This window comes from Synechococcus sp. R8-2, assembly GCF_047461715.1.
GTDB lineage: Bacteria > Cyanobacteriota > Cyanobacteriia > Thermostichales > Thermostichaceae > Thermostichus.
In genome coordinates, this window is the sequence record NZ_JANSHQ010000775.1 from 1 (window position 1) to 515 (window position 515).

At 61.2% G+C, this 515-nt stretch carries 1 pseudogene; it reads right to left on the reverse strand.

The annotated features are described in order from the left end of the window. Positions 1-515, reverse strand: a pseudogene (locus NW819_RS14590) (DUF3084 domain-containing protein); the annotation flags it as partial.

A 515-nucleotide genomic window follows, 5' to 3' on the forward strand; every position in this document is an offset into this window, starting at 1 on the left:
CAATGGCCCCGCTGTGTAGATGTCGGTGTCGGCAACCAGCTTCACATCCAGAGGGGTGGTGCTCTGGCGGAGATGCTGCACAACCTCCAGAAACTTGACCTGGGAGAACTCCCCAACGGTGCCGGTGATGGGATCCGAGAGGAGCCCCTCCTCCTGCGAGCGCTGATTGGCCTGGTTCAGCAGCCCCAGCAGTTGCTGTTGGATCTGATTTTCGCTCAAACCCGGTTGAATCACCCCGTGGGCCAGCACGGATCCCTTGGGGAAGATCCGCTGGTTGGGGTAAATCTGCACGAGCACAGGCACAGGCTCCCCCTTGAGCCGGTTGGTGAGAGAGAGAATGCGCACCACCCAGCTACCGGGCTCTTGCAACTTCTCCAGGGCTTGATCGGCATCCTCGCGGCGGATCAGGATCGCGTTTTCCAGAGGGGGCATGGGCTGGGATCCAAGGGCAAGGGCCCGCTGTTCCGCCTGGGCCAAAAGTTGCTCAAACTGCTGCCGAATCGCCTCTGGCTTTG